The 10,278-nt window shown below is 46.4% G+C and carries 9 protein-coding genes; 3 read left to right on the top strand and 6 right to left on the bottom strand.

Annotated elements, in window-relative coordinates:
• Positions 1–77: 77 nt before the first annotated feature.
• Positions 78–572 (bottom strand): hypothetical protein, encoded by a 495-nt coding sequence (locus tag IQ235_RS01045; RefSeq protein WP_264319642.1) that lies wholly within the window; start codon positions 570–572, stop codon positions 78–80.
• Positions 573–656: 84 nt separating this feature from the next.
• On the opposite strand from IQ235_RS01045, the gene IQ235_RS01040 reads away from it, so the two are divergent.
• Both IQ235_RS01040 and IQ235_RS01035 read left to right on the top strand, forming a co-directional pair.
• Positions 657–1,097 carry a hypothetical protein gene (locus IQ235_RS01040; protein ID WP_264319641.1) on the top strand — a complete coding sequence of 147 codons (441 nt, stop codon included), beginning with the start codon at positions 657–659 and terminating at the stop codon, positions 1,095–1,097.
• A 928-nt stretch (positions 1,098–2,025) separates the two neighbouring features.
• Positions 2,026–2,214: a hypothetical protein gene (locus IQ235_RS01035; protein ID WP_264319640.1), complete on the top strand. Its 189-nt coding sequence runs from the start codon at positions 2,026–2,028 to the stop codon at positions 2,212–2,214.
• Between the two features lie 547 nt (positions 2,215–2,761).
• On the opposite strand, the gene IQ235_RS01030 is transcribed toward IQ235_RS01035, so the two are convergent.
• Positions 2,762–5,062 (bottom strand): hypothetical protein, encoded by a 2,301-nt coding sequence (locus IQ235_RS01030; RefSeq protein ID WP_264319639.1) that lies wholly within the window; start codon positions 5,060–5,062, stop codon positions 2,762–2,764.
• A gap of 231 nt (positions 5,063–5,293) precedes the next feature.
• A complete protein-coding gene (locus IQ235_RS01025; RefSeq protein WP_264319638.1) occupies positions 5,294–5,419 on the bottom strand; it encodes a hypothetical protein in 126 nt (41 codons plus the stop codon).
• A gap of 552 nt (positions 5,420–5,971) precedes the next feature.
• Between IQ235_RS01025 and IQ235_RS01020 the strand changes: the two genes are divergently transcribed.
• On the top strand, positions 5,972–6,376 hold the full coding sequence (locus IQ235_RS01020; RefSeq protein WP_264319637.1) for a pentapeptide repeat-containing protein: 405 nt from the start codon (positions 5,972–5,974) through the stop codon (positions 6,374–6,376).
• Between the two features lie 246 nt (positions 6,377–6,622).
• On the opposite strand, the gene IQ235_RS01015 is transcribed toward IQ235_RS01020, so the two are convergent.
• From IQ235_RS01015 to IQ235_RS01005, 3 genes are all read right to left on the bottom strand, one after another.
• Positions 6,623–7,147, bottom strand: a complete 525-nt coding sequence (locus IQ235_RS01015) for a hypothetical protein (RefSeq protein WP_264319636.1) — start codon at positions 7,145–7,147, stop codon at positions 6,623–6,625.
• Positions 7,148–7,457: 310 nt separating this feature from the next.
• Positions 7,458–8,462, bottom strand: coding sequence for a hypothetical protein (locus IQ235_RS01010; RefSeq protein ID WP_264319635.1), 1,005 nt, complete (start codon positions 8,460–8,462; stop codon positions 7,458–7,460).
• 46 nt (positions 8,463–8,508) lie between these two features.
• Complete coding sequence (locus tag IQ235_RS01005; RefSeq protein ID WP_264319634.1) at positions 8,509–10,089, bottom strand: helix-turn-helix transcriptional regulator; 1,581 nt, start codon at positions 10,087–10,089, stop codon at positions 8,509–8,511.
• Positions 10,090–10,278 lie beyond the last annotated feature (189 nt).

The raw sequence follows: 10,278 nt of genomic DNA, 5'->3' as shown, positions 1-10,278 counted from the left end.
GGGGGTGGGTGGTGCATAACTTCTAAGCTTCACCCGACGATGTTAAAGCCCCAGCCGTAGCCGGGGCTTCGATCTATTTATTTGAGAATCAGCAGATGGTGGCAGCGGATTTGAGGTTGACCGTTGTGAGTTTCGTAGAGTTCGGTTCGCTTCAGAGCTTTAAGAAGCTGCGGTGACTCTCCGTTTTTGACGAGTCGATTATTCATGCAACGATACAACTTGCAAGTGCAGGTATAACCAGCACTCCCAGTCGTGCAATGATAATTTCCCTGGGTACCGCGAACCGTTGCCAGATTGCCGCTGCGGCTGATAATTCCACAATTCGAGGCGTTGAGACCGAAGAAGTTTGCGATCGCGTAAGCCAGTTTTTGATACGAAATAACCGTACTAAAGCACTGCTCTGGCATATCGAGGAGTTCGTGTTTCATCGAAACTTTCACCCCAATCCACCAGGGGTCGATTTTGATATTTATAGCTTCTTGATAGGTGATTTGGTAGTAATGTCCCAAGCTAAACCAAATTAGCTGAGGGGTAAGTAATTGACTCCTGAGTTCTGGTGAGAAATTCATCATCTTTGTTTAGTAGCTTTTCTTTATTATAACATGTATACACGTGAAAATAAAGTATAATAGAGGCATAGCTACTAAACGAAAACCATGAAATTTGCATTTAGCGGGCCGCGAAGTTTAACTCGGCGACAAGAGCGAAGGATTTATCGCCAAGTTAATTTGAAAAAACTACAGGGCGAATGGCATATCGGAGATGCTGAGGGAGTAGATAGTTTCATGCGCCGCGCGGCAAATTACTATCAGATGGCTGCGACAATCCATCGCGTTGACGGTGGGGAGAAATGGCAATTTGCACAACGCAGCAAGCGGATGGTGGATGCGATCGCACCGGGGGGAATTTTAGTTGCATTTCCCGATAAATCTTGTCCCAGCGACTGCGTTCCGAGCGATCCATTTTCCGGTCATGGGTCGGGAACCTGGGGGACGATCGCCTACGCTAAATCAAAACTCTTTCAAATTGAGATATATCCTCTTCGTTCGATCGATATCCCAGATTGGTTTTTTGAAACTCAGCTAAGTTTGTTCTAACTCTCTGGGGTGGCGCTATGTTGAGCGTTTAGCCTGTGGGTTGGGGGTATGGCTTAAGCGGAGTCAGAGAGCTTTCAATTTTACCCCAACCCACGGCGGCAACCCTACCTATACCCCGTTAACCCTATTGTAAAGAAATATTATTATCACGTGTATACACGTGATAATGCGCTATAATATAAGTACAAACAAAGAGGAAGACACCCAGCCAACCGAGGAAAGTTGAGAACGGGAAGCCGGATACCGTAGCAAACGAGCAAGGTGGTGATTGTCAATAATCTTTAATAAGAGTCGAGCCTCTCCTCCCTATCCATCCGGCAGAGACAGGAGAGAGAGGCCCGCGCTCCAACCCTCCGAAGCGGAGGAGGGTCGCCTCCGGCTCCGCCACCGACACCCTTACCCCTCTCTCTTCTCTCCTCTCCTCTCTTCTCCCCCAGAACACAGTGGAATGGAGCGCCCTGGAAGCCGTCACAGCACATGGAACGAAGAGGAATGTGCTAGGCTTCCCCAGGGCGCGGAACGGAACGGCAAACGAAGCGATCGGTAACGTTTAAGCGAAGCGCCGCAGCATTTAGCAGCATCTTTTGCGAGAGACGAGTGGGAGGGGGCAGCGCACCGGAGCGGCTCCCGTAACGGTTCGCAACCCCTCCCCGAGGAACGAGCGATCGATACCACTAAAGCGAAGGGTCACACTGCGGAGGGAGGGAACGCAACGGAGGCCTGGCGGGGGCCATACGGATTAAGCGAAGGGATAGATTTTAGCGTTGAGCCAACGCGGCCGCAGGGGAGAGAGTGCCTGGAGCGATCGTATCGCTAAAACGAAGGGCCACTGCTCCAAGCTACAATACCCCGGCGATATTCTCTGTGCTGGTCGAACTATTGATTTTAGCGATATCCTTCAAGTGCGATCGATAACAAAGGAGTCATCATGAAAGAAGGTGGATACAGCGCAAACCACGTTTTTATCAGTACGAGAGGGTTGCATTTTAAGTTTGAAACGAAAGAAAAAGCTCGGGAGTTTTATCAGGTTTGTCTGAATACTAATAAGAAAGTTGTTCTCGAACAGAATATCGTCATTGATATTGATTTTGCCAATCGATTAGATATCCCTCAATAAGAGAGATATCTAATCAACTTGAGATTTACAGAATAATTACTGTAACAGTAACTCCATTCCGAATTCCTCCGACGTTATTCATTTCTCGAACCCTCGACAAAAATAGTTTTGCCTTTGCCTCATCGATAAACTCGAAAGTATATCCCCGTTCTTCAATCAATGGAAGAATCTGAACGTTCGGACAAAAACTTAATGCAATCTGAAAGATATCCATAATCAAAATACACTCAACACAGCCCTCATACCCACTGCTTTGGTCTTTCTTCTTGTGATATCACCCTGTCAAGAGTGGACTCTGTGTGCTGTAAGTGTTTTCTAATTGAGTAGCTTCTTGCACAGAGGCCATTTACTTTACTCTTTACAGGGATTTTGGTGGGTACAATAGGAAAGCTGTGTGTGGGCTACCATATTTAAGCAGCGCAAATTTAGGCCGTTAGTCGATAAGATTTCAGCATAGAAAAAGCGGACTGGTTAGCCCGCAGTTAATGTTGAATGTATTTTGATTTATCTATATTGTAAGCTCGATCGCTATCACTCGATAAGGCTTTCAATCAGCGTAACTAGGATCTGAATTACTGAGGTAAATTTGAGCGCTAAACGTCTCAGAAACACTCGATTCGCTGCTGAATCTCATTTGATATTGACCGGGCAGGAGAAGGGCTTGCAAGTTGCCGCTATAGCTATCGTTGCTTCCCACCACGACGCGATCGCTTTCGTCCATAATTTCGGCGATCGCATTGCTGTGAAAGAAGTTTAGATAGCTCGCTTCTTCCAAAACGAAGGTTGCCCAATCCGTCACATCATCGCCGCCGATGGTTTCGTTGATGTAACTCGCCCCCAGGTGGTAGGCCGGATAGACGTAACCCTGGTTCCATTCAATGCCCGTCATATCATCGGTTTCCCAAGGTTTGAGGGTTCCCATATCCCAAGCTCGATCGGCATCGTTCCCCATATCCCAGCCGTTATCGGGAATCGGGTAGGGCGGTTCTTCTCGGGTGCCGGTAATCGGGTCGAAGCCATTTTCTGTGGATGGGTTTTGGGTGGATGAGCCGACTTTCTCGATCGAATAAATCCGCATCTCCGTTGTCCCGGACTTATCCAATTCGTCCAACGCTAAGAAACCCAACTCGCCGTTGGTGACATCAAACGTACTGGTCGTCCGATCGCTAATCCAACGAGTCGCCGAGGATTGAATCGTCGCATCTGCCCGAGTGGCTAGGGGTTGCGCTTCGCTGCCATCCCAGAAATAAACCGCATCGCGATCGAAGTCGTTCTCTGAGGCATATAAGCTCCAAGTCACCTCGTAGGTTCCGTTGTCCAGTCCCGTCCATTTGGCGTAGCTGCCTTCGGTTCCGTAGTCCGTCAGCGCGTCCCGATCGCCGGTCAGTTCCGTACCCAGGGTGCTAATGGCTCGGTCTCCGGTTCCCGTGGCGATGCCGGTGTAGCCGTCTTTGAGGTTGATATCGCCAGTGAGGATATCCGGGGCGATGTCGATAGGTTGGGGCGGCTCGTAGCCCAGGTCTCCCGTGCGCCGTAAGCCTTCAACCCGAAAATCGGTAGTCCCCCGTTTGTCCCCCGCGTCGAGGGCAATTATCGTCAGGTAGTCGTAGACCACTTCTACGCTGGCGTTGAGGTCTTCGCTCGTCCAAGCCTGCCTGGGGAAGTCCGAGTATCCATCGGTGCGATCGCCAATTTGGGTGAGGGTCTTCCCGTTCCAGGCGTAGAGGGCATCGTGGTTGGTGATGTCTCGGGTGTAGAAGCTCCACAAAAAATCGTATTCCCCTGGCTCCAAGTCCGTGTAAGTAATGGCGCTACCTTCCGTACCGTAGGGTTTCAGGAACTCCTTGTCCCCCATCGCCCAATCCCCGAGGCTGCTGGCAGCCCGATCGGATTGTCCGGTGCTGAGGCTAGCGTTATGACTCTCAATTTTGACATTACCGATGCTGTCGCTGGGGCTGAGACCGCCGATGTTGGCAATGTAGCCGCCGTCGAGTTCGACGATGCTCGATTCGCCCACCCATTCGAGACCCGAGATGCGAAAATCCGTGTCGTCGCCGGTGTCGTTGGAGTCGAGCAATACGAATCCCCATTCGTCGGAAACCGCATCGATGTAAATCTCGATCGTGGAATTGGAAATGTGGGCCGGGTCGATGGGAACGATCGATTCTCCATTCCAGAACAGCAGGTTCGCCGCATCGTAGTCGCCGCGCATATCGAAGGTGACTTTGTTGATGCCCGGTTCGGTCGTCCACAGTCCGGCGCTGCCCGATACGCCGTAGCTCGATAAATCGACTTGCCCGTGGAAGAAGTCTTGCTCGATTTGCGCCACAGATACTTCGTTGCGATCGGTCCGCAGTTCGGCGCGGTAGCTCCGGAGTACGCCGCTGCCGAGGGTGTCGGCTTCGTCGAGGGGATATTCGATCGCATCCCCCCTGGAATTGCGGCTGATTTGAATGAGCGGGTGCAAGTCTTCAGACCTGGGAGCAGGTTGTATCTCCGGTTCTTCTAGCTCAGCTTCGTCGATGCGAGCGTAGGTAAACGATGCGGTGGGGTAGTTAGGTTCGAGTCCTAGGTCGTAGCCCTCGTCGGTTCGCAGAATGAGCCGATCGTCTTGAGTCAGTCGAATTTCGATCGAATCATCCAAGCTGCGATCGAAATAATCAAAAGTTGGCTGTGCGACCTTCCAACCCGTCCAAGTCCTATCTAATCGATAATCGTGAAACAATCCATTAGCCGATTCAATCCGAATCGCATCAGACCTATCGGGGGATTGAAAGTCGGAGAAGTTAAATCGATAGGTTCCAGCAAGTAGGTCGAGTGCGATCGCTTGTCCGCTGATGTTAGGCATGGCTGTTGGGTCTCTAGGGTTTTTTCCAACCTAGAAACTGCCAGGTTTGAGCCGCCAGGGTTCGATCGGGGATTGTTTAAATCTTTATTAAGGTCAATGCAGGTTTTACCGACTTTTTAGCTGGGGTGGGCGCTTGTAATCCGGATTAATAGCCCATGTATGTTATGGAGGCGATCGTCCAATAAAAAAGCGGACTGCTGCGCCCGCCCGTAATACTGTGTTAATTTGTCTCTATTTTTGGGGAAATCGAGGTTTGGTGTCGAGGATGCTAATTGCTTTGTCTTTGCTTCCAGCGGCAAGTCCGGCGTAGTCCTCTTTGAGGTTGACATCCCCCGTCAAGATATCGATCTGAATCATCGTTGGTTGGATTTTCTAGTTCGTCCTCCGAATCGTCATCCGTAAAATTCTCCGGCTCGTTCTCCGGCTCATCTTCCAAATCATCATCGGTTGGATTGCTCCGTCTCTTCCCATCCGTCGGCGGACACATGATTACGTCGGGGTTGCAGTAGCTGGCTCCATCGATTCTTTCCTCCGAACGGGGTTGACCGTCCCCCTCGAACTGTTTTGTTTCTTCGCGTTCTGGGTTTCGGTTCTGTTCGAGTGATATCGATCGAGCCAAGGCGATTGAAGAATGGCCTCTCAAATCGATGAAAAATAGTGCGAACGCAAATACGGCGACGGTCAGCCTAAACGTTAAACTTCGATCGATATTCATATTGCAAGTGATGCTCTGTTGAGTTTTCGGATGCAGCATCATTTTTTTTCGGAAACTGGGCGCGAGTGCAGCAAAACGTTACATTGCGATCGCATCTCTAATCTCATTCGCCCACAAAGCCGAGAGCCGCAACCCAACCCGATTTCTTTCCGCGACCGACGCGCTATCATCAAACAAATGCACGAGGGAGAGAGATGCCCAAAGGTCGGCCAGGGGGAAACCCCAACCTCAAGGAATTCCAATTCGAGCGCAAAGACTTGGTAGAAGCCGACCTGAGTCTAGCCAACCTGAGTGGAGCTGACCTGAGTGGAGCTGACCTGAGTCGAGCCGACCTGAATGGAGCCGACCTGAGTGGAGCCGACCTGAGTGGAGCTAACCTGAGTCGAGCTAACCTGAATCGAGCCAACCTGAGTCGAGCTAACCTGAATCGAGCTAACCTGAATCGAGCCAACCTGAGTCTAGCCAACGTCAAGGATGCCAAATTCGGAGACAATACTGGGATGTCCGAAGAAATGAGAGCCGACCTCACCCGGCGAGGCGCTATTTTTATTGACTCTCCAGGTTCGGGCGATCGCATTAAGACTTCCACCCCCCGCTAGCATCAAGTCTTCTGGCGCGAGCTGTTGATGCCATCTGTTTGGAAGTGCGCATTTTAGATTTTGGATTTTGGAGGGCGATCGAGGAATTTCTTCAAATTAAAAACGATCGCCCTCTCTCGAAAGAAAAGCCGATCGCATTTTCAAAAAGAATCGAGGCATCCATCTATTGGATACCCCGAGCGCTAAAATTGAGTTAGATTCAGATTCGGGTCTTGAGCGTCGCCAAACTTTCAAGACTCGGAATGATTATTGGGGCTGACGGCCATCGATTGTGAATACATTGTTCACTTTCGTGCCGTCAGTTTCCATTTTCAGCGTTACTTTACCTTGGTACTTGTATGCTACTGCAAAGATAGCGATCGCCGTTGCTGTCAACGCCCCCGCCAATGCTGGAAGATGGGGACGATCGAGAAGTGGTGCGATCGCCTTTATCACTGTCTTCATCCAATTGATTTCTCTCGGAGTAATTTCGATAGTCAATCGGTTTGAGGGCGGCTGGAATTGCGATGCTGGAATCAAATCTAAAATGCCAATCTTAAATATCCGGCTTCCCCGCCAATTCCGACATTCCTGGCGTTGTGCGACAGCAACCCAATCGCCATCGATGGCAAACGCAAAAAGACGATCGCCGGTGAGAGGAATTTCTTCACTCAGGCAACCGTTCTGCCGAAGCTTTTGTATGCATTTTTTGAATGCTAGATAGGATTTCAGAGGAATCGTTTTGGAGCATTTACGTGCGCTCTGCATAAGGTGAACATTGTTTAGTTTCATGAGATACCTCACTTTTCTAGGGGTCATAACCGTTTAGCGATCGTCAGGAAAGCTTCCTTTCATTTTCTCTAAGAAGTAAAGTCTTTCCCATCAAGCATGAAGATGTTCGCTTTTTCACAACTCGATCGATTTAGAAACTTTTCTAGAAATATATGTGGTTATGTAGCGCTTCGTGTATAGCTAAATAGAATTGTCATTTTTAATCAATGCTGAAAGCTGAAACTTGTGTAGAGTCAAAATTTAATAGGTTAGATTGCATTATTTATTGATTTTTAGCTGCTAATTGATTACAATATAAGGAAGCGAAAAATTATGTAGAATTTAGCATAAGATTGCACATTGCAAATAATCTTCTTGCTTCTTGTTCGCAAGCTATTCTTTCATATTTTTTTCCTTGTATTCCACAGAGATTAGCCTTGATTAAATAGCAGCAGCCATATCGCTTTTCGAGAATACTTGAGAAGCTTGTTACTCTGTCTGTCAAAATGATATCTGTAAGAATCTGTTCGCATCTATCATATTGAGCTCGTTCCATTGCCAGTGTTGCTAGCCAGCTTTTGGCCCCTTTAATTACACGCTCCCAACCAATCAGATTTGCCTCTTTAATGACATTTTCAAAATGGTGCTCTGATTCCTCATATTTATCAAAAAGGTAACAAATTATGCCTTGATGATACTGAAAGGTTAGTTTGAATCTTGTTTGTAACCGTGGCGAAATAAATTCGCGCTCGAAGAGAAGGTCAATTATTTGTTCTCCTTGATGTATTTTCAACCAAGCCTTGTCAAGTTCCCGGCGACGAATAGCAACTCTGAGACCATTCTCGCAGGTATCCATAATTAATTCTGCATATAGAGAAGCACCTAAACTTTCCTTCAGATTATTTCCGTGGATATCGAAACCTAGAGAAATATCTGTTGCTATCAAACTCTTTGCTAATTCCTTCCACTGGTCGTAAGCTTTATCCAAATCTTGATAACAACCAGATGATGTATAAGACCAGACTAGAGATGAAATTGCCAAGTACATTATGCCTATATCGTTTCGCGGCTCTGCTTCTCGCTTTAGCCACGCAGCAAAATAGATGCGCTCTTGAATACGACCAGTCCACTGAAGAATATTTCTTAATTCAAAAAATAAATTCTTAACCTCTTCATATAGACCGCATTGAATACCCAACTGAAGCTCCAGGTCCAAATTAGACCAAATAGAGCATAAATAATGCTTTGCGATATCCCAACGTTCATAGTCATGGCGAGTATGCATTTGTTGTAATTCGCTCAAGCGACGCTGTAATATGATTTGAAGATTAGTCATGAGCTTCTCCCTTAATCTATTTGCGATAAGTAGCGAGATACAAAAATTAGTAATTAGATGAAATTTCATTTTTTATTTTGTTACTAATTTTTCGTAACTTAAGAAAAGGTTTTTCATCTATTTTTTCTAAATATTTTCGACAAGAATCAATATCATTCATTTTTTTGGTCAGTGTGGCTAGCCAAGTAGCACTACCTTGCTCAACGCGATCCCAACCAATTAAATTTGAATTGTAAAGCACATTTTGAAACTCGTTTTTTGCTTCTTCATATTTTTCGATTGTATATAAGTATATGCCGTGTTGGTATTGCAATGGTATTTGATATCGCATCTTTAGACGAGTATCTAATGCGATATTTTTTTGAAACTTGTTCAGCATTAATAGAGAGTGACGATGCAAGTTATTAAAATTATTTATTGCTAAAGATTGATGTTTATACATTTGAAGACGAGTCGGAATTCGCAGCCTTAATTCGCAAATAATGGCTACAACATCCATATCTTCAGAAGTTATTTTCTTGGATATTTCAGGATTTTCAAGTAACTCCCATACTCTATCCGTTAATTCCTGAGCTTCTCTTAGGGGTTCTGCTTCTCTATTAGAAGATAGAGTCCAAGCAAGCGTAGTTTTTGCTTTGATATAGGTAGGCATATCGCCATGGTTGAACGAGTGCTCGATTAACCATTTCGATATATCAGCAACAAATTCAAACTCATCGCAAAGATGTGCAATGTGCCTTATTTGGGTAAATGTTTCTTTGACTTCGACATAAAAACCTTTTTTTGCTGCAAGTCTAATACTAGAGACAATGAGATCTAGATTCTGTTTTAATATTGATGAGATTTTTTTTGAATAGCAGAAATCATGCTTAATTTTCCAAGCTTTACAAAATTCTTGGATAAGCTCTAGCTGCTTTTTGAGATTTGATGAAATTGGGATTAAGTCAATCCGTTCTATTAAGTTGTATTGCGATTTGTGTGATATTTTTGTATAGTTTTTGTCCCATCTCTCTGCATCTTCTTCACGAAATTTATGCAGAGCTTCTCGTCCGCGAAGATGTGCTAAATGATTCCGCAGATAATTTAAAACATATACTAGCCGACCAGCAGACTCAAGAGCATCCCAGCCTTGGGAATAATTCTGAGACTTGATAGCTTCAATTATTTTCTGCGCTGTATTATCGGTAAGCTTCGCGCCTGCAATGACTCTAGAAATAGTGCTTTCTGACACCCCAGCATTTCTCGCAAGTTCTGCCAAGCTTTGGAATCCCAATTCTTCTGCTGCTTTTTTGCATAGAGCCTTTGCTGTAGATTTCGCCTGCCCTACTCGATACTGCTGTACTTCACTCAGAGACTTCGCGCCTAATTCTGTCACTTCGTAATATTTCCGCCTTCCTCCTCCAGACTCATCCGCCTCATCGCCCCACTGCCAGGAAACCAGTCCTTTTTCCTCCAGTCGATTCATTGCCGGGTAAAGACTGCCGTGCTTAAGTTCGATCGGGCGATCAAGATTGAGCTGGTCGAGGATTTCCAAGCCGTATAACTTTCGCCCCAGTAACACCGTGAGAATATCCTCATCCATTGCTGATAGCTTCACGGGCTGGGGAGATGGCAAATCTTTCTGCATTGTACTGATTTGAATACTGCTGCCGGGCGAGTTTGAATACTCATATAGTATATGAAAAACATAGAATTATCAATCGATTACTGAAAAAATGTCAGCGCTTGGCTTGAGGGCGATTGGTGATTTTCGAGTCAGTGCTCTGACTTTCACGACTTTCACGACTTTCACGAATACTTCAGTGCAGCCTCACCC

The sequence above is a fragment of the Zarconia navalis LEGE 11467 genome, from assembly GCF_015207075.1.
GTDB lineage: Bacteria > Cyanobacteriota > Cyanobacteriia > Cyanobacteriales > Geitlerinemataceae > Zarconia > Zarconia navalis.
This window is presented reverse-complemented; position numbering and strand designations above follow the sequence as displayed.